The organism is Carnimonas bestiolae (assembly GCF_051251145.1).
GTDB lineage: Bacteria > Pseudomonadota > Gammaproteobacteria > Pseudomonadales > Halomonadaceae > Carnimonas > Carnimonas bestiolae.
In genome coordinates, this window is sequence record NZ_JBPCZK010000002.1 from 220,046 (window position 1) to 242,475 (window position 22,430).

At 57.6% G+C, this 22,430-nt stretch carries 16 protein-coding genes; 7 read left to right on the forward strand and 9 right to left on the reverse strand.

Annotated features, from left to right (window positions below; genetic code table 11):
- The first annotated feature begins 36 nt into the window (after positions 1 to 36).
- The 4 genes from nadA to R84865_RS04365 are packed head-to-tail and all read left to right on the forward strand — an operon-like array spanning position 37 to position 4,999.
- Entirely contained in the window at positions 37 to 1,305 is a 1,269-nt protein-coding gene (gene nadA, locus R84865_RS04350; protein WP_435638934.1) for a quinolinate synthase NadA, read from the forward strand.
- Complete coding sequence (gene nadB, locus R84865_RS04355) at positions 1,302 to 2,963, forward strand: L-aspartate oxidase (protein ID WP_435638935.1); 1,662 nt, start codon at positions 1,302 to 1,304, stop codon at positions 2,961 to 2,963. The genes nadA and nadB overlap by 4 nt, the downstream gene beginning before the upstream one ends.
- Before the next feature lie 7 nt (positions 2,964 to 2,970).
- On the forward strand, positions 2,971 to 3,825 hold the full coding sequence (gene nadC / locus R84865_RS04360; protein WP_435631996.1) for a carboxylating nicotinate-nucleotide diphosphorylase: 855 nt from the start codon (positions 2,971 to 2,973) through the stop codon (positions 3,823 to 3,825).
- 4 nt (positions 3,826 to 3,829) lie between these two features.
- A complete protein-coding gene (locus R84865_RS04365) occupies positions 3,830 to 4,999 on the forward strand; it encodes a cysteine desulfurase family protein (RefSeq protein ID WP_435638936.1) in 1,170 nt (389 codons plus the stop codon).
- 122 nt (positions 5,000 to 5,121) lie between these two features.
- Here R84865_RS04365 and R84865_RS04370 read toward each other — a convergent pair whose 3' ends face one another.
- Positions 5,122 to 5,922, reverse strand: a complete 801-nt coding sequence (locus tag R84865_RS04370; RefSeq protein ID WP_435631998.1) for a DsbA family protein — start codon at positions 5,920 to 5,922, stop codon at positions 5,122 to 5,124.
- Between the two features lie 59 nt (positions 5,923 to 5,981).
- On the reverse strand, positions 5,982 to 6,761 hold the full coding sequence (gene surE / locus R84865_RS04375) for a 5'/3'-nucleotidase SurE (protein WP_435638937.1): 780 nt from the start codon (positions 6,759 to 6,761) through the stop codon (positions 5,982 to 5,984).
- Positions 6,762 to 7,578: 817 nt separating this feature from the next.
- Between surE and R84865_RS04380 the strand changes: the two genes are divergently transcribed.
- Positions 7,579 to 8,517, forward strand: coding sequence for a LysR family transcriptional regulator (locus R84865_RS04380; protein WP_435638938.1), 939 nt, complete (start codon positions 7,579 to 7,581; stop codon positions 8,515 to 8,517).
- A gap of 251 nt (positions 8,518 to 8,768) precedes the next feature.
- Here R84865_RS04380 and R84865_RS04385 read toward each other — a convergent pair whose 3' ends face one another.
- The 7 genes from R84865_RS04385 to rpmH all read right to left on the reverse strand — a co-directional run bounded on the left by R84865_RS04385 (position 8,769) and on the right by rpmH (position 19,222).
- Complete coding sequence (locus R84865_RS04385) at positions 8,769 to 11,063, reverse strand: outer membrane protein assembly factor BamB family protein (protein ID WP_435638939.1); 2,295 nt, start codon at positions 11,061 to 11,063, stop codon at positions 8,769 to 8,771.
- A gap of 234 nt (positions 11,064 to 11,297) precedes the next feature.
- Positions 11,298 to 14,177 (reverse strand): autotransporter domain-containing protein, encoded by a 2,880-nt coding sequence (locus tag R84865_RS04390; protein WP_435638940.1) that lies wholly within the window; start codon positions 14,175 to 14,177, stop codon positions 11,298 to 11,300.
- A 117-nt stretch (positions 14,178 to 14,294) separates the two neighbouring features.
- Positions 14,295 to 15,686 carry a tRNA uridine-5-carboxymethylaminomethyl(34) synthesis GTPase MnmE gene (gene mnmE, locus R84865_RS04395; protein ID WP_435638941.1) on the reverse strand — a complete coding sequence of 464 codons (1,392 nt, stop codon included), beginning with the start codon at positions 15,684 to 15,686 and terminating at the stop codon, positions 14,295 to 14,297.
- 245 nt (positions 15,687 to 15,931) lie between these two features.
- Complete coding sequence (locus tag R84865_RS04400) at positions 15,932 to 16,333, reverse strand: pyridoxamine 5'-phosphate oxidase family protein (RefSeq protein WP_435637356.1); 402 nt, start codon at positions 16,331 to 16,333, stop codon at positions 15,932 to 15,934.
- 236 nt (positions 16,334 to 16,569) lie between these two features.
- On the reverse strand, positions 16,570 to 18,246 hold the full coding sequence (gene yidC, locus R84865_RS04405; protein ID WP_435637355.1) for a membrane protein insertase YidC: 1,677 nt from the start codon (positions 18,244 to 18,246) through the stop codon (positions 16,570 to 16,572).
- A gap of 410 nt (positions 18,247 to 18,656) precedes the next feature.
- Positions 18,657 to 19,055, reverse strand: a complete 399-nt coding sequence (rnpA, locus tag R84865_RS04410; protein ID WP_435632006.1) for a ribonuclease P protein component — start codon at positions 19,053 to 19,055, stop codon at positions 18,657 to 18,659.
- A gap of 32 nt (positions 19,056 to 19,087) precedes the next feature.
- Entirely contained in the window at positions 19,088 to 19,222 is a 135-nt protein-coding gene (gene rpmH / locus R84865_RS04415) for a 50S ribosomal protein L34 (protein ID WP_025733209.1), read from the reverse strand.
- 484 nt (positions 19,223 to 19,706) lie between these two features.
- On the opposite strand from rpmH, the gene dnaA reads away from it, so the two are divergent.
- On the forward strand, positions 19,707 to 21,167 hold the full coding sequence (gene dnaA, locus R84865_RS04420; protein WP_435638942.1) for a chromosomal replication initiator protein DnaA: 1,461 nt from the start codon (positions 19,707 to 19,709) through the stop codon (positions 21,165 to 21,167).
- Between the two features lie 113 nt (positions 21,168 to 21,280).
- Complete coding sequence (gene dnaN, locus R84865_RS04425) at positions 21,281 to 22,405, forward strand: DNA polymerase III subunit beta (RefSeq protein ID WP_435637354.1); 1,125 nt, start codon at positions 21,281 to 21,283, stop codon at positions 22,403 to 22,405.
- The last annotated feature ends 25 nt before the right edge of the window (positions 22,406 to 22,430 follow it).

Sequence of the window (22,430 nt, forward strand, 5' to 3'; positions counted from 1 at the left end):
GCTGCCCGCTACCGTTGGCTTGTGAGGAGTAATCGTATGTCAGCTACTATCGTTTCGTCGTTGGAGGCCTTTGCTCGCGAGCAAGGCACTCCTTCATGCAGTACCGGGCTTGCCAGTGATCCGTGGCGCTTCGATCCTGAGCCGAGCTACGGCCCGGGAGCTTCCGAGCAGGACGAGCTACCGCCGCGCACGCCAGTACAGGCAGAAATTCCGGCCCGTTACCGCGATGCTGACCTTCAGGAGCTCGAAGAGCGGATCAAGGCAGCCAAGCGCACGCTGGGCAAGCGGCTGCTGATTCTCGGGCATTTCTATCAGCGCGATGAAGTGGTGCGCCATGCCGATTATCTGGGCGATTCGTTCCAGTTGGCGCGTGCCGCGCTGACTCACCCCGATGCCGAGGCAATCGTGTTTTGCGGGGTGCACTTCATGGCCGAAACCGCAGATATATTGTCTCGCTCTGATCAGCGCGTAGTGCTGCCGAACCTGGGAGCCGGCTGCTCAATGGCGGACATGGCCGACCTGGCTTCGGTGGAAGCCTGCTGGGCGTCGCTGATGGACATCTATGGCGCTGGCCTCGACGAAAACGGCAGAGCGCCGGTTATTCCCGTCACCTACATGAACTCGTCGGCCGCCCTGAAAGGCTTCTGCGGCCGTAATGGCGGTATCGTCTGTACCTCTTCAAATGCGGCCAAGGTGCTCGACTGGGCCTTCAGCCGCGGCCAGCGCGTGCTGTTCTTCCCCGATCAGCACTTGGGTCGCAACACCGCCAAGGCGATGGGTATTCCATTGGAGCAAATGCCAATGTGGGATCCGCGTCAGCGCAATGGCGGCAACACCACTGAGGTACTCGAGCAGGCGCGGGTTATTTTGTGGCATGGCTATTGCTCGGTGCATAAGCGCTTCAGCGTTGATCAGATTGCTTCAGCGCGCCGTCACTTCCCTGAGGCGCGAGTGATTGTGCATCCCGAGTGCCCTATGGAAGTCGTCGATGCGGCGGATGAGTCGGGCTCCACCGACTATATCCAGAAGGCGGTTGAGCGGGCGCCCGCTGGCAGCGTGTTCGCGATTGGTACCGAAATCAACATGGTGCAGCGATTAGCAAGCAAATTCCCCCAGCACACCATTTTCTGTCTCGATCCGGTGGTATGCCCGTGCTCCACCATGTACCGCATCCACCCTGCCTATCTGGCCTGGGTGCTGGAAGGGCTGGTGGCCGGTGAAGTGCATAACCGCATTACGGTAGATGACGTTACCGCCGCCGATGCCAAGGTGGCGTTGGAGCGTATGTTGGCGGCGCAGCCATGACATCTGCGTTGAGCGCGTCTCAGCGCGCCTTCGCAATGATTGTGGTCGGCAGTGGCATTGCCGGTGCCAGCGCTGCACTGATGGCGGCGCAGCGAGGTATTGGGCCGGTGGCGCTAATCAGCAAGGAAGCACTGCAAGAAAGCAACACGCATTACGCTCAGGGCGGTATCGCCGGCGCATTACCGGCCAACGATCGCGCATCGCTGCATGCACGCGACACACTTGTTGCTGGCGGTGGAGGCTACCGAGTCGAAGCTGTTCGGCGGCTGTGTGGCGGTGGCAAGCAGGCCCTCGAGTGGCTGATTGCGAACGGCGTGCCGTTCGATCGAGCGGCTGATGGCTGGAGCTTTGGCCTGGAAGGTGCTCATTCGTGTCCGCGCATTCTGCATGCGGGCGGCGATGCGACAGGGGCCGCCATCGCCGCCACCTTGGCCGCTCAGCTGCGTGCGTCGTCGGTGGTGCTGTTCGAGCACTGCATGCTGGCGGATCTCACGTTGGATAACGGCAGGGTCACTGGTGTGCACTGTTTGGGGCGCGATGGTACTCCCTTCTGGCTTGAGTCGGATGCCGTGGTCATGGCTACCGGCGGTGCTGGGCAGCTCTATGCGCATACCACCAACCCGCCGGTGGCGACGGGGGACGGCGTCGCCTGTGCCTATCGCGCTGGCGCGGTAATGCTCGATGCTGAGTTCTATCAGTTCCATCCCACCGCGCTGGCATTGGGCGAACAGCGGTTTCTGCTTACCGAAGCGCTGCGCGGAGAAGGCGCACTGCTGTTGGATGCCAACGGCGAGCGCTTCATGACCAAGGTGCATCCTGCCGCTGAGCTAGCCCCACGCGATGTCGTGGCACGCGCCATTGCCGCCAACATGGCCGCGCAACAGCAGCAGCCGGTCTGGTTGGATGCCACCGGCTTAGCGCCTGATATGCTGGCGCAGCGGTTTCCTTCCATCAGTGCGCATCTTGCTAATCATGAGCTGTCGCTTGCCCACGATAAACTGCCGATTACTCCGGCTGCACACTACTGGATGGGAGGGATTGCTACCGACACCTGGGGGCGCAGCTCGGTGCCTGGACTGTTCGCGGTAGGCGAGGCAGCTTGCAGCGGGGTCCACGGTGCCAACCGGTTGGCTTCCAATTCGTTGCTGGAAGGCGTGGTTTATGCGCAGCGTTTGATAGATGGCTGGCAGCAGCAACATCACCGCTGGGAAGAGTGGCAGCAAGCGGCGGGTATCGACGCTATTCGCTGTGCAGGTACTGCCCCAGCCGACAACGCGCCAGAACACGCGCGCCAGCCCCCGTCGCTCGATGAATTGCGCCGCCTGATGTGGCAACACGTTGGCGTCGAGCGCACCGGCGAAGGGCTGGAAGCGGCGCTCGCGTATTTCCGCCGCGGGCAGCGCTATCACCAGTGCAGCGACACACGGGCCGCGCTCGAGACGCGCAACCAGTTCGAGGTCGCCACGCTGATCGCCGAGTCGGCGTGGCTGCGCCAAGAATCTCGGGGTGCGCACTTCCGGCGTGATTACCCCGCGCGGGACGACCGCTTTACCGCTCGTCGCGGTGTGCAGCGCGGTTTCCCTGCTACGTTGCATTCTCCCGATTCCTTCTCCCCTGCCAGCCAATCCGTGGCGGCAGCGGCTTCTCTTTCAAGGTAACGTCATCATGCTTTCGAAGTCTCAAATAGACGCTGTCATTAACGCCGCATTGCTTGAAGATGCGCCGTGGGGTGATCTCACGTCGGAAACGCTGGTGCCGCAACAGCGTATTGCCAACGCTCAGTTGGTCGCTCGTGAAAGTGGCGTGGTGGCAGGTACGCAGCTATTCGCACGCACCTTTGAGCTGGTAGACAGCGCGGTAAAGGTCAGCCTTGCATTGGCAGATGGCGATGCCTTTGATGCAGGCACTGTGTTGGCTGAAGTTACTGGCCCCGCGCGCAGTATCCTGCGCGCCGAGCGTATCGCGCTCAATCTGGTGCAGCGGCTCAGTGGCATTGCCACCCTAACGGCCGCCTACGTTAAAGCAGTGGCTGGCACTGATACACGAATTGTCGATACACGCAAAACCACTCCTGGCCTGCGTGCGTTGGAACGTCACGCCGTGCGTGCCGGTGGTGGTCACAATCATCGCTTCTCGCTATCCGATGCGGTGATGGTGAAAGACAACCATTTGGCTGCGCTAGGTGCCGAATCCGCCGAGCAGGTGACCGAGGCGCTGCGCGCGCTGCGCCGCCAACTGTCGCATACCACCCATATCGAGGTAGAGATTGATCGTCTGGATCAGCTCGACGCCGTATTGGCCGCAGAGGTCGATACCATCATGCTGGATAATTTCTCGCTCGATGATTTACGTGAAGGCGTCAAACGTATCCAGGGTCGCGCCTGGGTAGAGGCCAGCGGCGGCGTTGCGCTTGAGCGAGTGGCGGATATCGCAGCCACAGGCGTGGATGTGATTTCGGTTGGTGCGCTGACGCATAGCGCTCGTTCGCTCGACCTGGGCCTCGATTTTACGCTGGAGTAATGCCGTGACGGGTTCCGCTTCGCTGTACGTTGATTATGCCGCCACCGCGCCCATGCGCCGCGAGGTGCTGGAGGCGATGTGGCCGTGGCTTACCAGCCACTTCGCTAATCCATCGAGTCGCTACGAGGCGGGGCGCGAGGCTCGTCAGGCACTGGAGCAAGCGCGTGGTCAGCTGGCGCAGATGCTGGGCTGTCTGTCGGGGGAACTGATCTTCACCTCTGGCGGTACCGAAGCCGACAATCTGGCGATCAAGGGATTAGCGCTGGCGGCGCAACGACCGCCCGAACATCGGCGCATATTGATTTCACCGTTAGAACATGCGGCAGTAGAAGGCGCTTGCGCTTACCTTGAGCGTTATCACGGTTTCACCATTGAGCGCTTACAGGTAGATAGCAATGGTCATGTCGATCTCGATGATCTTGATCAACGCCTGCAGCGACCTGCCACGCTGGTCAGCGTGCTATGGGCGCACAATGAGATTGGCACCATCCAGCGTATTGCTGCCATTGCTGAGCGCGTGGCAAAGAGCGACGCGCTGCTGCATGTTGATGCGGTGCAGGCGGCCGGGTGGCTGGCGATTGATTTATCGCAGCTTACGATCGACGCACTGACGATCAGTGGCCATAAACTGGGGGCTGGGCGCGGCATTGGCGCGCTGTATGTGCGTAGAGGTGTGCCGCTGGAACCGCTGATTCACGGGGGGAGTCAGGAAAAAGGCAGGCGTGGCGGTACTGAAGCGTTACCGCAGGCCATCGGCTTGGTAAAAGCCTACGAACTGGCGCGCCGCGATGCCGAAACGCACTCGAAGGCGGTCGCAGACAGGCGCGATCGTTTGATCGAGGGCGTATTAGCGCGCTGTGCTGGTGCTCGGCTGACGGGCGATCCAAGCGAGCGTTTGCCGCACCACGTATCCTTCGTGTTTCCCGGCATCCATGGCGAGGCCGTGCTGCTAGCGCTAGAAGCGCGCGGTATTCTGTGCTCAAGTGGTTCAGCCTGTAAGGCAGGCGACGACGCCCCTTCCCCCTCTTTGCTGGCACTGGGCATCGAAGCGAGCGAAGCGCAGACCGCGCTGCGACTGTGTCTGAGCGTGACAAACACTGAGGCCGATATCGACCGCTTGATTAATGCGGTAGCGACAGCGGTCGATGAGGTGAACGCTCTGGGCCAGCCGTAAGCAGCTGATGGTGTGATGAAATAGCGTGCGGACACGGCACACTAAAAGGCCCTGCTTCGAATACTCGAAGCAGGGCCTTGTGTATGGCGCCAACCGTACCGGCGGGCGATCACGCCAAAGCGTTAGCCGCCGGCTTTCTTGATGGCCGCGCTAAGGGTATCGCTGTCGGCTGCGCCAGGAACAACCGTCACGTTGTCGGCGTTAGCGCCGTTGACCGGCATGACCACCAGCGTGGGGGTGCCCATCACGCCGAGTTTCTGTGCCAGTTCCATGGTGTTGTTGAGCGACTGTTCAGCGCTGGCGCGATTGGCGTTGAGCTGTTGGCTCGTCAGCCCTGATTTCGCCGCAATGGCCTCAACGTCGCTCTGTTGGAGCTTGCCTTCGTTTTTGCCGGTGCCAAAGACACTGTTGTGATACTTGATATACGCCTGAGGGCCCTTCTCTTTATAAACGCTCAAGCCGGCCAGTGCGGCCTGATTGGATGCGGGCCAGCGCTGGCCGAACACCGGGAATTCCTTGAAGACATAGCGCGCTTCCGGATGCGCTTTCATGGTTTTCTCGATCTCTGGTGCCGTGTGGGCGCAATAGATGCACTGATAGTCGAAAAATTCGACCACGGCGACCTTGGCATCCTGCGGGCCAACGCTTGGGGTAGCCTTGTCGTTCAGCAGTGCGTCCTGCTGCTCCAACGCGCCTTCGCGCAATTGTTGGGTCGCCTGATCCTGCTGCTGCTGCTGAAGTTTTTGGCTGGCTTGTTGGAGAACTTCAGGATGATCGACGATGTATTTCGCTGCTATTTCGCCAATGTGCTGCTGTTGCTCGTCGGTGAATCCGCTGTCCGAGCGGGCGCAAGCGCTTATCGGTAGCGCAATGGCGGTCATGGCAGCGCCCAGTAGTAACGTGCGAGGTGCGGTTAGCTTCATTGTTACTTCCCTTTCCCTGATGAGTGAGATCGCATGGCAGCAGGTGGATTCGCCTAGTGTCATTTCTTCGCAAGCTGCGTATGCAAGTGTTGAAAGGTAACTTGGTCAGTGCGTTCGAAGGCGATCGGCGACACGGTTATGTGACCGTCACTTAAGCAGTGAGTTTCGCTGTTGTCATTGGCTTCTTCAGCCTGTCTTCTGATTTTTAGCCAGTAGTAGGGCTGCTGACGAGGATCTTCGCGCGCAATAACATCGATGGTTTCGAGCGCTCCCTTACCCTGCTGCGTAGCGGTTAAAGGTTTTGCCTGATCGGCGGGCAGGTCCGGGAAGTTAACGTTAAGCGCCACGTGGCTGGGCCAGCCGAGCGTGATGAGCCGTTGCAGGGCGGCAGGGGCCAGGGTTTCGGCTGTTTCCCAACGCACCGGCTGACCATCGGTGAAAGCCTGGCTAAGAGCGATAGCAGGCACACCCAGCGCAATTGCGGTGAGGGCAGCACCAACGGTGCCCGAGTAGCTGGTTTCGGTGCCGAGATTAGCGCCTCTATTAATGCCCGACAGCACCAAATCGGGCGGATTATCGGCCATCAAATGACGGATGGCGATCGCCGTGCAGTCAGCGGGCGTGCCCGATACCGCGAAATGCCTGGGCGCGAGTTCGTTGATTCGGAGTGGATCATGCAGGCTTAGGCTGGTGGCGACACCGCTCTGGTCGTGCGCTGGTGCCACTATCCACACTTCGTGAGCCAACCCGTGAGCCACGCTTGCCAGGGCCTTTAGGCCGGGCGCAGAGATGCCGTCGTCGTTGGTAAGTAGAATGCGCTTGAGGAAGGGGGTAGACATGGTGACTCCGTTGATAACGTCTCGGGTTACCGAAAACAAGACATTATCATCGTGGTAAGGGGCGTCTTCGTCCAGATGGTGTTCAAGAAGGGCTCTGTATGTCGCCGGTAACTGGTATGAAATGGTCGACTAATGAGGCAATGCGATTTTCTTTTCCTATGCTTAAAAAAGAAATAATCAATTTCAATACAATTATTTTTTCGGCACACTCTCGTGCCCTTTCGACGGCCACTCATACAACAAAAGTGAACCCATTATGCGTTTTAGAGGGCGGCGTTATTGCCAACGAAGCAACTCTCTATCTCGAATTAAGGCGCTATATCGTTGGGTAAATAGTTATCAGGGTATTAATTAACCACATAATCAATATGTGTTTATTCGGTATGGTTTCGTTAAATTGAGTAACATAATAATAGATGGAAAAGTGGCACTGAAAATAGGGATATAGATTGTCCCAATACGTAAGTAGTAGACTAGAGTCGCAGCGCACCGCAAACATCGGTGCAAGCACAAGTATGAATATGGACGGAAGTAGGGTGCAGGCTGACTAACAGCGTTGCTTTCCTTGCTGGTGTAGGAGCTGTCTGAAATGATCAATCGGCGCCGGTATTCGTGAGCTGCGGGCGTCATAAGCGTGTTGGTCCTACCTTTGTTTGGTGCTAATGGTGGTCTGACAGATGTCCGGCCAATAAAAACCCAAAGCAAACGTAGTTGGGCTAGTTCCTGTCTTTATCGATTTAGTTAATCGATCAGGAAGCTTCACAACATTGGTCCTGTTGAACGAAAACAACATGTACATTGGGGGCGTGTGAGAGGTATGGATAGAGTTAAAGTGGCAGAGGTATTTGTTGCTATTGTCGAACGGGGCAGTCTCGCTGGAGCTGCTCAGTTCTTGGGTATTTCTCGTCCCATGGTCACACGTTACCTCAATGAAATGGAAAGCTGGGCGGGTGCGCGGCTATTAAATCGTAGTACTCGACGCATGAGCCTTACGCCGGCGGGAGAGCGCATTCTGGAGCACTGTCAACGTCTACAGCTGGTTTCGGAAAACATCGCCCAAACCGCAGACGCGAAGTCTTCGGGACCGCGTGGGTTGGTCAGGATGACCTGCGTGCAGTCGCTCGCCGAAAAGATGGTGGTGCCGGCTCTGGCACAGTACCTGGCGTTGCATTCGCAGGTGTCGATCGATCTGATGGTCGATAGCCGCGTTCTGAATATGGTGGAAGAGCGCATTGATTTGGCTATTCGCGTTACCAACAATCTTGAGCCAAGCATGATCGCGCGCCGTTTGGGCGACTGTAATTCGGTCGTGTGTGCATCCCCCGATTATCTTGCCCAGCGTGGTACGCCGGCATCGGTGCAGGATCTTTCCAATCACAACTGCATTTCGTACGGCTTCAACGCGAAGCAGAGCTGGAATTTCACCCATGGAAGTGAAGCGGTATCAGTTACCGTTCAAGGGTCGCTGCATGTTAACGATACGGCGAGCCTGACCGCTGCGGTGGTAGGTGGGCTGGGTGTTGCGATGCTTCCTGAAATGATGGTCAAGCAGCTATTGGATGAAGGTAAGCTGGTGCGCGTGTTGCCTGAGTACAAGCCAGAAGTGTTGGGTATTCATGCGGTATACATTTCGCGTAATCACATGTCGGTAACGCTGCGTACGTTGCTTGATTTCCTGGTCGACTGGTTCAAGACGTACCCACTCGCTAGCGTGGCAAACGAGGCCGCTGCTAACGAACATTACACGCTTGGCTAGCGTGCAGGCTGTACAGCCCGTTTCCCTTTAGCCTATTCCCGGTACCTTTCCTTTATTAACTCCCCGCCAGCGATGGTTGTCGCTGTCTGGGAAGTTATCATCGATGAATGGCTGGTCGTATTCAGTTAAGTCGAGTTGACGTGAGCAACTAATTTCGCACGCTCTTTACGCCACGCCACGCCACGCCACGCCACGCCACGCCACGCCACGCCACGCCACGCCACGCCACGCCACGCCACGCCACGCCCTTATTAGCGATCCTGACGCGGCAGCGCAAAGGCCACCACGTGCGCTTCTCGCGTGTGGTGCTCTTTCGTTGCCACTACGACGTACTGACGATGGTCCTCGGGCGAGACAAAGCTTACCGGTGCTGACACAGCCTTGCCGGGCAGGCGCTCGCGCCAGATGACCTTGCCCGACGTGGCGTCGAGCGCGCGCAGATAGTTGTCATCAGCTCCTGCGAAGAACACCAGCCCCGAAGCCGTTGACGTGGGAGCCCCGCTGTTTGGCATGCCAACGGGCATCGGTATCTTGCTGTGCAAGCCGAACGGGCCAGCATTGAGCGTGGTACCGATGGGCACTTGCCACACTAGCTTGTGGCTATCCACGTTGATGGCGCTCAGGGTGCCCATCGGCGGAGTAACGCAAGGCACGCCCAGTGCAGAGGTAAGCTGCTCGGTGTAGCGCTCATGCCCTTCCTTGTCGCGTACCGTTTTCGCTGCCATATGAGAGCTGTTGACGAATAACAAGCGGCGAGTCGGGTCGAGGGAAACGCCTTTCACCGATGACATGTTATTGGCCGCAGGATACTGAATATTCGAGCGTCCCGCGGGCGGCGTGTAGTTACCTTCGTAGCTGGAGTGCTGCAGCTGCAAACGGCACGACAGCTGATCGAAGGGTGTCAGGCCCCACATGGTGTTGTCGGCGAGGCGAGCCCCCTGTAATTGGGGCATCGTGCCGGTGTAGGGCTGAGTAGCGGCCAGCACATTGCTGCCCTGTTGGGTTAGCTCAGGCGCTGAGCGCTCCTCGACAGATTCGATCGGAGAGCCCGTTTGGCGATCAAGAATGAAAATATTGCCAGTGGACGTGGTTTGGATCAGCGCCGGTAGGGTGCGCTGATTGGCATTATCGATATCCGTTAGCACCGGATGGGAGTTAACGCCATAGCCCCACACGTCGTGATGAACCGTCTGGAAAGACCATTTCAGCTCGCCAGTCGCCGCATCCAGGGCCACGATCGCTGAACCGAAACGTTTTTGAACGTCGTTATCCTGTTTGGCGGAAGCCGCTGGACGCCCGCTGTTAGTAGTGAGATAGACCGCATTGAGATCGCTGTCGAAGGTAGCGCTTGTAGTAACGTGGGGCCCCCCGTCAGCATCCTGCTGCTGGGCATTAAGCCCTTCCCACTGCCAGACCTGTTGGCCGTTGCGCGCATCGATGGCATGTACAGTGCTATCGCCGCCGCCAAGCGCGCTGGTAATAATCAGGTGTCCTGCAATCAGCGGTGCTGCCAATCCACGCGGGTTATCGGTGTCGCGGTCTGTCGCAAGATTCACACTACCGTTATTGCCGAAGCCGCCGCAGGACTTGCCAGTGTTGGCATCCACCGCGAACAGGCGACTGCCTTCCACGGCAAATAGCTGTTGCTGACACTGCTTGCCATCGACGGCCTTGCGCTGCTGCGGACTTAGGCTGGTGTCCTGGGTAGTGTCGTAATAGCCGAGCGTGTGGCAGGACGTATGGTTGCTCTGTTCGGGAGAAAACTGCCACTTGGGCTTACCGGTGGTGGCATCTATCGCGGTCATCAGGTGCGCGGCTGTGCAGGTATAGAGGGTATTGCCCACCTGGAGAGGGGTGGCATCCCGCGTGTGGCCAGCCTGTTGAGAGTCGCGTGAATCGTGATAATGCCAAGCCTGTTCCAGCTGGTTGACGTTGTTTGGGGTAATTTGCTGGTAGGGAATGAAGCGCGAGCCGTTGTTATCGCGGCCAACCGCACGCCAGTCGGTGGTTTGGTCGGGCAGCAAGCTGCGTTGCGCAATAGGTGTGTCTAGCTCAATCCGGCCGTGGGTGTAAAACCCGCTAATGAAAACAGCCAATAGGCCAAGAAACAGAACGGCCGTCAGCACTAGCTGAAGCCATTTCGCGACGCGATGCACGTTGGCTAGCAGCGCTGAGCACCACAGTGTCAGCAGCAGCAGAAGCGCCGGAGCGCCAATGCGTGGCACTAACGTCCAGAAACCGAAATTGGGCGCATCGTTGATAGCCCAGTATACCGTGGCGATAAACAGCAGCGTTGCCAGCAGCCCGGTAATACGCACGCGCAGTAATAGCAGCAGCGCGCAGATAACGTACCCCGCCCCGGCCCACAAGTAGTACCAGGTGCCACCTTCCGCAGCCAACATAATGCCGCCGCCGCCAAGCACAACGCCTGAAACAAGCAATATCAGTGTCACCAGAAGGCGAAATCCGCTGTTCAGCCGCGAACCGCGTGCAGTGTTGGGCGCGGTGGGCGCTGGTTGATCAGTGGGCTGCGCAGATGATGTCACGCCTTCTCTCCCTGAAGTAAATGGCAACACTATAGTCTTGTAACGCTGGGACGCTAAAGATAACTGGGGATCATGCTACTACGATTTGGCGTTTAACAGCAGCCTGAGCGCCCATGTAGCTTAGCGGGAAGGCGTGAGATGTGTCGCAGCAAGATAGCTGAACGTCAAAGGGCGGCACCTACGGGTGCCGCCCTTTGACGTTGCTTGGCGCTGTAGTGGTTATCCTGATGAGCGTTACAGAGCCCAGCTAAGCTGCGCGTTGATGCCATTATCGTGCTGTTTGCCGCCAAACGTACCCACGTAATCGACCGCGAGGTTGATGCCGTCGGCGCGCCCAAACATGGCACCCGCACTGACTGCCGCTGCATTATTGAAGGCATTGACCGAGCGACTATGGAAGTCGTTGTCGCTGCCATTGAAATGCAACCAGCGATCACGGTCACGCGAGGCCCACTGGTGTACCCAGCCAAGATCCGCTTGCAGTGTGATCGGTGTCTGCTGGGCGCTCAGCGCATAAGCAAAGCGCACACCAGCGGTGGAGGTGGTATCCGTTACAGAACGTTCGGCACCGTGTAGCGCTGCATCGCCATTGCCTTCGTTAACACTACCGCTATGGAAGCGGTTATAGCTGAGGTTCAGATAAGGCGTGGTGGTGGTTTGCCCGGCCGCAATGTCGTAACGCGCCTCGCCAAACAGTCGCCACGAGTGACCGTGGTTGCTGTCCTCAAGGTGCTGATCGAAATCCCCTGCGCGCACCGAGCGCTTGGTATCGATATCGTGCCATGCATAGCCGCCGCCGAACGAGACGCTCAAATCATCCCAGCGATGGTTGGCATATAGATCGAGGTAGTAGTTATCGCTATCGGCCTTACCGTGATCATCGGCATGCAAGTTGCCATCCAGATAAGAGAAGGCGGCGCCTAACGTTGTGCTATCAGGCAGCTGTTTTTCAGCGCCGAGCGTCAGCCCTTTGGTGTTGTTGTGATAGCCGTCGATGCCATCCTTGCCGCTGATGCGATTGTTGTTGCCGAGCAGTTGGAACCACGCACCATCATGCGCGTCGGTGTGTGATAGATGATTAACGATGGCGGAACTGACCTGACGATCGGTCACCAGAGTGGCATCGAGAATATCGCTATGAAGCTGGCCGCTTAGCTGGTCCAGCGTACGCTGCGCATAACCGTCGCTGGGGGAGAAAACGACATTGCGATACAGCTCGCCGTCAGCCGGCAGTGTTTCCAGAGCGTCGGCAACCTCGCGCTGATTGGCGCTATGTGCGGCGTCGGCGAAGCGGCGACCGTTACGGCCTAGCGTCAGGGTAGCGTCGTTATCCGAGTAGTCTACAGTGCCGCCGGCGAAAGGCAGTTCTGCCACGCTCACGTCGTCGAAAGTACCTTCGATTCCGTTGCCGCTGTTAAGCAGCGTGTAGTGCTTGCCATAGGCTGCCTTCAGCGCATCTGGCGTTAACTTGCCGCCATTGCTATCCAACACCTCCAACCGACCGCCTTCCAACGCCGTTTTACCACTGACGTTCAAGGTGTCGCTGTCTTCGCCATGAGGATCGACTTCTGCTTCGTAGGTACTGTTGTTTGCCAGGGTCAGATCGCCATCTACCTTCAGCGTGCCGACCGAATCACCCGGCGCAACGGTGCCGCTTTCGACACGCGTGTCGCCCTTGATAGTGCCGTGACCCTGCAAGCGACCGTTGGCGACGGTTAGCCCCTTGTCGAGCGAGCCGTCAACGATCAGCGTGCCGCCGTTAACGCGCGATGCTTGCGTCAGTGCGTTATTGCCTTCCAGCGCTAGAACGCCGTCATCCAGCGTGACACCGGCAAAGCTATTATTACCCGACAGGGTAAGGCTACCCGAGCCCTGCTTGGTCAGGCGCCCTGGCCCGTCGATATCGTTCTTCCATTCATCGTAATTTCCGAAGCCGGCGATATCGTCGTCGGTGACTCGCTGATTGACGGTGGTGTCAGCGTAAAGTTTGGCAGGACCACGGTACGCGTTAGGCACATCCAGCAGGCCCCAATAGCTGTCGGGATTGCTTTCATCCGCCATGTAGCCCGCGAGGGAGTCTTCAGGGTACGAGGTGCTGGCCAGGATATTGCGGCGTTCATCCTTGGAAAGATACGGATAACGCAGCAGAAGCAGATTGCCTGCATCCTGGGGAAGCTTGGCGGGATCGACACCTTGTTTGGCGTTCTCGCCCACTTGTCCGTAGTAGCCCACTTCGTCACCGTCGGCGCGGTAGCGATCAGCCAGCGGCGTCGGTTGCTGCGCTAACGTTTGGCGCAGATCGCCATCGATACCAGCAGCCACGTCCTGCCGCAGCTGGCGAGCCTGATCGACCAGGTAGTTCTTTAGCGTGGGATCGCTTAGCAGTTGCGTGGTGGTGTAATTGGCTAGCGCGCGCGAGCCGATGGTGTCGGTAGGGTAATGCACGCCCAGCACAACGCGGCTTTCGCCATACTGCAGGGCACGTGAGTAAATTTCTTCACCGCGCTCAGGAAAGGCCAACGCGAGCGGTACAGCCTCTTCGAAACCCGCAGCGGTATGGCCGCTGGGATAGGCATGGCTGCTCTCATCGGCCGGTGGCGTGGGATACGAAGGTAGCCACTCGCCGGTGTCGGGATCGATGGCGTTAAAGGGACGCGCGCGATTCCATTCATCCTTGAAGTAGCTATTGGTGAAGCGCACTTTGCCGCTATCAGTGATGTAGCTGTTAGCGCGGTCATCGATGGTGCGGATATGCTGATAAGCGTCGGAGTTGCGCACATCGACATTGTTCGCCTCATCGCCGAAGGCTGCCGGCGAGAAGGTGGCATTCATATAGTCGCTGTCGAGATTGGCATCACGCTCTGAAAGCGCCTTGCGCGGCCCTACCTGAGATGAGTAGCGATTGAAGGCGACGCGGTCCTGCTCTTCGCGGTCGCTATGGCGAGCAGGATAAGGGCCGAGTACCTTCTCATCGGAATAGTGAAACCAGTCGTTGATCTTGCCGTTTTCATATCCCAGCACATCATCGAACTGTGCGCCCTGCGCAGGCAGTGCGGCGGCTGACATCAAGCCGCTCGCCATCATGCCGCCAGCAATCATGCGATATTTGTTCATTGTATGTTCCGTTCCCGTCAGTGGTATCCCGCGCTAAACGCTAACGTGTGCAAGTGACAGTTCATTGACGGAACGGAAAAAGAGTGGCGCGCTCAACAGATGTCGCCAGGTTCTGCTTTACTTGCCAATACAGAAGCTGCCGAAAATCTCGCCGAGCAGGTCGTCGGCGGTAAATTCACCGGTAATTTCGCCGAGCGCTTCCTGAGCGGCGCGCAAATCTTCGGCGAGTAGCTCTCCTGCGCCGCCTTCGGTGAGCTGGCGATGGCCGGTGTCCAGCGCATCAGACGCACGCTGGAGCGCTTCGAGGTGGCGACGTCGCGCGGAGAACTGCCCTTCGCTGGTCGCTTGATAGCCCATTACCTGCTTGAGATGCGCTTTCAGGTTATCCACACCTCGACCTTCGCGGGCGGAAATGCGAATCACGGGAGGGGTTGTGGATAAGCTGCTGCTGGGCGATTCGTCCGTTACGTCGATTTTGTTGCGCACCAGCGTGAGCCGTTCAGGGGCCGGTAAACGCTCGACGAATTCCGGCCAGATCGTCAGCGGATCGAGCGAGTCCGTTTCGCTGGCGTCGACCAACAGCAGCACGCGGTCGGCCTTCTCGATTTCCGCCCAGGCGCGCTGCACCCCAATCCGCTCGACGGCATCAGGCGTATCGCGCAGTCCCGCGGTATCGATCAAATGCAGCGGCATGCCATCGATGTGGATATGCTCGCGCAAAACGTCTCGCGTGGTGCCCGCGATATCGGTCACGATGGCGCTATCGCGCTGGGTGAGCGCGTTCAGCAGGCTTGATTTACCGGCATTGGGGCGTCCGGCAATCACTACGTGCATACCCTCTCGCATTAGTGAGCCTTGGGCCGCTGCGGCGGTAACGGCCTGCAAGCGTTCGCGAACGTCGTTCAGTCGCGAAGCGACGACACCATCACCGATAAAATCAATCTCTTCCTCGGGAAAATCGATGGCCGCCTCGACATATACCCGCAGCTCAATCAGCGATTGCACCAACGCCTGTACGCGGCTCGAAAACTCACCGTCCAATGAGCGCAGCGCATTGGTTGCGGCCGCGCGCGAGCTTGCTTCGATCAAGTCGCTGATTGCCTCGGCCTGAGCCAAGTCCAGCTTATCGTTCAGGAAGGCGCGCTCTGAGAATTCTCCGGGACGTGCCAGGCGGGCACCCAGCTCCATGCTGCGCTCCAGCAGCCAGTCGATAATGACAGGCCCACCGTGAGCCTGAAGCTCCAGCACGTCTTCTCCGGTGAATGAATGCGGCCCCGGAAAATAGAGCGCAACGCCTTGATCAATGTGATCGCCGTCGGCTGCGAAGAACGGACCATAGTGTGCGTGCCGGGGCCTGGGGCTGTAGCCCAGGATTGCTTCCGCCAATGCCGCGGTCAGGGGCCCGGAAATGCGCACAATACCTACCCCACCTCTGCCGGGAGGCGTGGCCTGGGCGCAGATGGTGTCGCGATCAAGGTGAGCGGAGGGCGCGCGAGCGGCAGTGGTCATGGTGTATCCAGCGAAACGTCAAATGGTAGCGCTATGATAACGGGCAGCGATGAGATACCACAAAGAAAGCTGGATACTGAACGCAGTTTGTTCGTCTATTGGATGACAGCGGTAAAGGGCATCCGAACGTGACCAGGTGAACGCTATTGGAAGACGTCGATCCGATCGCCGCGTAATGCCGCCAGTAATGCCCGGGAAAAGACCGGCATCACCAAGCGGCAAATAGTCTCGTCGTCGTATAAGCGCTACTGGTCGATACGCGTGCCCGCAGTGGGGCCTGACTTCAGTGTGTAGATGATGCCAATGTGGATAAGCACCGCGCACTTGGGCTCTTTCATGCCGTTGTTGCGCGCAAATTCGAGGGCGTTCTGGTAAGGCTCGCCCGACGTAAATAGCTCTGGCTCACCGATGAAACGAAAGCCGTCCAAGGCTTCGCGATCAATCACCGCGACGGCAATCTTCGAGCCGTTGCGAATGTTATTGAGGGTTTGGCCACCGGTATTTTCGTTGTAAATCAGTGTTTGATCGTCGTAGACCCTGAGCGAGCGTTTAGGGCCGATATCAGGCAGGCCGTCTTCCCCTACTGTTGCCTGGATGGGAAGTTGGGTTGCCAGCATTTGTTTCATGGCGTCGGTAAGTTTATTCATGGTCGCAAAACTCGGTTAGTGAAACGTAGAACCCAAATCTACCACGCGACCAATAATTAACAATGGTTAATTATTGTTATTGAGATTCACTTTCGCCGTTACTCTGTTGAATTGGCGAGCTATTGGTGAGTAATCGGCGCCATAGAGCCTTTGCGTTGATTAGCGCTCGGCAGGCTTTCACGCATAAAAAAACCGGCCCCGAAGGGCCGGTTTTCTGGTAGCGCTCGTTGCCAGAATTAGGAGCGAGCGTCGCGCTTGGCATCGTTTTTCTCGATTTGCTTGGTAATGAAGTACTGCTGAGCAATCGAGAGCACGTTGTTGGTGATCCAGTACAGCACCAGACCTGCCGGGAACCACAGGAAGAAGAAGGTGAAGACAATCGGGAGCATCTTCATCAGCTTCGCCTGAGTGGGATCGGGCGGCGTTGGGTTCAGCTGCTGCTGCAGGAACATCGACAGCCCCATGATGATCGGCAGAATGAACAGCGGATCCATGGCCGATAAGTCCTGCACCCACAGCATGAAGGGCGAATGGCGCAGCTCAACGGATTCCATCAGCATCCAGTAAAGCGAGATAAACACCGGCATCTGGATGACCATCGGCAAACAGCCGCCCAGCGGGTTGATCTTCTCTTTCTGGTAGAACTTCATCATCTCCTGCGACATCTTCTGACGATCATCGCCATGCTGTTCGCGGATGCGCTGCATCTGCGGGCCCAGCTTGCGCATTTTCGCCATCGATTTGTATGCCTTGGCGGAAAGCGGTAGCAGGATAATCTTGACCACACACGTCAGCAGGATGATTGACCAGCCCCAGTTGCCGACCAGCGCGTGAATCTTCGATAGCAGCCAGAACAGCGGCGTTGCCAAGAACCATAGCCAGCCATAGTCAACGGTCAACTGAAGGTTGGGCGCCGTCGCCAGCAGCTGATTACGCAGTTTCGGACCAACGTATAGCGTTGCATTCATTTCGCCATTGCTGCCCGCGGCGATCTGCTGTTCGGGCCCTGCGAAGGCGGCAACGCTGCGGCCTTTGGAGTCCTTGTTGCCGTAATAGAGGTTCTTCTGGTTGTCCTCTGGCACCCAGGCGCTTACGAAGTAGTGCTGAATCATCGCGACCCAGCCGCCTTCGGCGCTGCGCTCGGTAAAGCGATTGTCGCGCAGATCTTCGAAGCTTACTTTTTCGTAGCTGTTATCCGGGCTTGAGAACGCGGCCCCCAGGTAGGAGCGCATGCCCATACCGTGGCTTTCGGTTGGGTCAGCAGATTGATCGCGGACCAATTGGCCAATGATGCGAACGTCCAGCGGATTGCTGCCCTGGTTATCGACCTGATAGCTGACCTTGACGGCATAGGAGCCAGTGTCAAAGGTAAAGCGCTTGGTGATTCGCGCGCCATCGACGTTGGCGTGCAGGTCAACGATCAGCTGCTTCTGGTCGGGAGAGAGCCGGTAATCGGTCTGGTCGGCGCTGAACTGCAAGCGGCCAGGGTGATTTTTGATCTGCAGGCCCGAGCGCGCGACGTAATGCAGCGATTTGCTATCAGCAAGCAGCACAAAAGGCTTATCGGAATGAAGAGCCTGCGACTGCTGGGGCAATGCGGCATAAACGATATCGCCACCGCGCGGATCGATACGCAGATTCAGCACATCAGTAGCAACGCTGATCAGTGAGCTGTTGGCCGGCTGCTGATCGCTTTGCTGCCCCTGATCAAGCGGCTGAGAGGCTCGGTCTGCCGTTGATTCAGGCGCCTTGAGCACATCATCAGGCTGGTGTGATTCATCCGAGTGTTGCTCGGTTTTCTGGCTTGCCTGTTGTTCCTGATCCGGCTGGTGGTAATCCTTGTTCCACTGGACCACTAGCAGATAGGCGAGCACTGCCAGCGGAATCAGGATGATGATGCGTTTGAAGTCCATGTAGGAATATGCCCGGTAAGAAGTGGCTTGGCGAATGAGCGCTGCTGGCTAGCGAGTACAGCCCTGCATAGGAGTGTGCTCGACAGCATAGCCGACGATTAGCGTGCCATGTTATCGACCATCCCTGGGCGCCTCAAATGAAACTCTTGGCGATAGGCACAAAACACGTTTTCGGCGTTTTGCAGGCAGAAGATGGCGGGAAGAAGGCTGCTTTCGCCTACCTTTTACTGCGTTGTTGTCAGCGTCGCGGTTTCGGCGCTCAAAGCGGGGATTCCGATAGCTGACCTTCGATGTTGTTTATCAAGCCAGCGTGACCGATCGATTACGTTCACCTGAGGGTGCGACCCTATCCAGTGCGTGCGCGTCGGTCTAGCCTTGTCACGGTGTGTCCAGCGAAAAAGCAAATGCCGTCAGGCTGTCTGCGCGTTAGCAAGTGCGCGCTTCTGCGCGTCCTTTTCCAATCGTCGCCACATGCCTGACAGCTGCTGCGCCAGCGTGGTTCTATCCAGCTCGGTAACGCCACGGCGGGACAACACCACAATGTCGACCGCCGGTAAGCGATGCTGGCGCAGGCGAATAGACTCCCGGGTCAGGCGCTTCAGCAGGTTGCGATCCACAGCGCGTTTCATGTTTTTGCGACTGAACACCAGGCCCACTCGCACATGTCCGCAGCTGTTTGGGCACGCCAGTGCTAAAAGCCCTTTTCCGTGAATCTTGAAGCACGCTGCTTCAAAAACATGCCCATATTCCCGACTGGACAGTATTCTCATACTGCGTGGGAAGCGGCGATCTGCTGTTTGCTCTGCCATAGAGAGGCAATTGCCCCTTCGCTTTACAACACTTAGGCGCTCAGGCGTTTACGGCCTTTGGCGCGACGACGAGCGATAACCTGACGGCCGCGTTTGGTAGCCATGCGAGCGCGGAAACCGTGGTTGCGCTTACGTTTCAGTACGCTGGGCTGGAATGTACGTTTCATTGCGTCTTTCCTCAGCTAAGAAGGGAAGGATGGAAAAATTCCGAGAGAAAAAGCACCCCTCGGGAATGTCAAGAGCGGGGATTTTAGAGAATCCGGCGCAGTGACGCAATTTTTCTGTGCGTTATCGCACGTATTTTGCGCAATTTCTGTCCGTTCAGTGTGCAAAACACTGTGGATAAGCTGGTAGTGACGTATGCATAAGCTGCTCATTTCTTGTTCAGAAGTAAGAAAGCACAGATTCAGGCGCTTTTTTGCCTAGGTTATTCACAGCCTGATTAATTCCTTTGGGTGTGGATAACTGGCGTGAGGGTCGATACACTACTTGTTCCGTGCCGATTTTACAGCGCTGGTGCGGCATTACGCGAAATGCTGCCGATTCAACAAGGTATGCGTGGTGGACGGCTCTCTTGAGCGTAGCGATATCCACAGTGTTAGCGCTGCGGCAGGTACAGATCACTGGCAGTTATCAGGATGAAGAATTAGCGTGTTGATTGCACTATGGCAGCAATGCCTTGAACGTTTGCAGGATGAGCTTAGCTCTCAGCAGTTCAATACATGGGTTCGCCCGCTTCAGGCCGAAGAAGGCGTCGCCGGCGATTTGGTGCTACTGGCGCCCAACCGCTTTGTACGCGACTGGGTGAACGATAAGTTTCTCAAGCGTATCAATGAAGTGCTGCGTGAACTCGCACCTGGCAAGCCACCCAAGGTGCAACTGGGCATCGGCAGTCGTCGCAGCGTTTCCAATCCAGCGGCCGCTCAGCGCCCTGCTCGTCCAGCGGCACCTGAAGCGCCTGCGGTCATTCGCAGTCGCCCTTCGCGCGCGTCCTTCTCCGAAGACGTCGATGTGTCCTCTTCTCCCTCAGAAGAATCTTCTTCGGCGCAGGACAAAGGCCGAGAGGTGCAGGTTGAGGGTAGCCTCAAGCACACCAGTGGTCTGAATCCTTCCTTTACCTTTGACACGTTCGTTGAGGGTAAGTCCAACCAGCTAGCCCGCGCGGCCTCGCGTCAGGTTGCCGAAAATGCAGGCGGTGCCTATAACCCGCTGTTTCTTTATGGTGGCGTCGGCCTGGGTAAAACGCACCTGATGCACGCGGTGGGCAATCACATGGCCGGACTGCGTGAAAACGCCAAGGTGGTGTACCTGCACTCCGAGCGTTTCGTGGCGGACATGGTGAAAGCATTGCAACTCAACGCCATCAACGATTTCAAACGTTTTTACCGCAGCGTTGATGCGTTACTGATTGACGACATTCAGTTTTTCGCCGGCAAGGAACGCTCTCAGGAAGAATTCTTCCACACCTTTAATGCGCTGCTTGAAGGCGGTCAGCAGATGATTCTGACCTCGGATCGCTATCCCAAGGAAATTTCAGGGGTAGAAGAGCGCCTGAAATCGCGCTTTGGCTGGGGGCTTACCGTTGCCATCGAGCCACCTGAGCTCGAAACGCGCGTTGCCATTCTGATGAAAAAGGCCGAGCAGTCGAAGGTGGATCTTCCGCACGATGCGGCCTTCTTCATTGCGCAGAAAATTCGCTCTAACGTGCGTGAGCTGGAAGGCGCGCTCAAAAAGGTGATCGCTGACTCCCACTTCATGGGGCGCTCGATTGACCAGGAGTTCATCCGTGAATCGCTCAAGGATTTGCTGGCGCTTCAGGATAAACAAGTGGGCATCGATAATATTCAGCGTACTGTGGCGGAGTATTACAAGATCAAGGTGGCGGACCTGCACTCGAAGCGACGCTCTCGCTCGGTAGCGCGGCCGCGTCAGGTAGCAATGGCACTGGCCAAGGAACTCACCAGTCATAGCTTGCCTGAAATCGGCGATGCCTTCGGCGGGCGCGATCACACTACGGTGCTGCACGCGTGCCGTAAGGTGGTCGCGCTGAGAGAAGAAAGCGCCGACATTCGTGAGGACTACAAGAACCTGATGCGGTTGTTGACCAGCTAATCATCAGAAAATCAAGCGGGTGAATGTCAGCAGGCATTGACCCAAGCCGTTTAGCCCGTAATGATCGCGTCTAGCGATCCTTGCAACGATCAACAGAAGAGAGTGTGGCTCCGATGAAATTCTCCATCTCGCGTGAAGCTCTACTGCGGCCCCTAAGTCTGGTAGCTGGCGTGGTTGAGCGCCGTCAGACCCTGCCGGTGCTGTCCAACGTCCTGCTGATGGCGGGTGGCGACGGTTTGGCGCTAACGGGTACCGACCTCGAAGTCGAACTGATTGGGCATGCTGAGCTAGATGAATTGGAAACGGCGGGTTCTGCCACGGTTCCGGCGCGCAAGCTAATGGACATTTGCCGCTCGCTGCCGGAAGGCTCGACCATTAGTCTGGCGCTGGAAGATGGACGCGCAGTGCTGCGCTCCGGGCGTTCGCGCTTCACGCTCTCCACTCTGCCAGCGGCCGAGTTCCCAAATATCGAGCAGAGCAAGCAGGATGCCGAAGTCACGCTGCCGCGCAAGGCGCTCAAGCGCCTGATCGACGCAACCTCCTTCGCGATGGCACAGCAGGACGTACGTTATTACCTCAACGGTATGCTGTTCGAGCTCGAAAGCAGCGCTGTACGTGTCGTAGCGACCGACGGACACCGCCTGGCGCTGGCCGAAAGCAGCAATGAGCTGGCCGTGAAGGAACTGCAGCGACTGATTCTGCCGCGCAAAGGCGTGCTCGAATTGGGTCGCTTGCTCGACGATAGCGACGAGCCGGTCACCTTGGTGCTTGGGCCCAACCATTTGCGCGCCCGCACCGGCAGCTATGTGTTCACTTCCAAGCTGATTGACGGCAAGTTCCCCGACGTTAACCGCGTTATCCCGAAAGGCGGCGATAAACGACTGATTGCCGAGCGCGGCGAACTTCGTCAGGTGCTGGCGCGTACCTCGATCCTTTCCAGCGAAAAGTATCGCGGCGTCAGGCTCTATCTGGAAGACGGCAATCTGCGTGTTCAGGCAAGCAACCCTGAGCAGGAAGAAGCAGAGGAAAACGTTGCTGTCGACTACCAGGGCGATGGCCTGGAGATTGGTTTCAACGTAGGTTATCTGGTTGATGTGCTGAATGTGGTTGGCACCGAGCAGGTAGTGATGACGCTGTCCGATTCCATTTCCAGCGTGTTGCTGGAAGCTGTCACCAACGATGACGACGCTGCGCCGGACTTTTCTGCGCGCTACGTTGTAATGCCGATGCGCCTGTAAGGCGCTTATCGCCGCTGTGCTAACG